Source organism: Chromohalobacter sp. HP20-39 (assembly GCF_033052815.1).
Classification (GTDB): Bacteria; Pseudomonadota; Gammaproteobacteria; order Pseudomonadales; family Halomonadaceae; genus Chromohalobacter.
Window position 1 is genome coordinate 1 of record NZ_JAWHTP010000271.1, and the last position, 378, is coordinate 378.

Sequence of the window (378 nt, forward strand, 5' to 3'; positions counted from 1 at the left end):
CGAATCTCAAACCCCTCACGCTTATCGCCGTTGGCCAGCTCCGTTTGCGTGTGGATACCGATTGTGAATCGGGGTCCATAGCACGCCAGGAGCAGGTCGTTGACCTTCTTCGTGATTTCAGGGCCTGCATCGTCGATCGACAGCGCAATCACACCGTCATTGCCCAAGGCCTTGCCGAGCAGCTTCCACGACGAAATCTCGTCGGAGATCCGCTCTGCCTTACGCTGCACAACGGGTAGTGCCTCCAGATCAACCAGGAGGCCCTGCCGCTCGGTGCTGAGCGCAGTCTGAGTCCGGATCAGTGCTTCAATCCGGCCTTCGAACTGGGCAATGCGCTCGCGCGAGCTGGCAACCTGACGATCAAAGTCCGCGATCTTT

At 59.0% G+C, this 378-nt stretch carries 1 protein-coding gene; it reads right to left on the reverse strand.

Annotation, left to right across the window (positions count from 1 at the left end):
* Positions 1 to 378, reverse strand: a 378-nt coding sequence (locus RVY79_RS17945; protein WP_317465874.1) for a hypothetical protein, incomplete at both ends; no start/stop codon positions are given.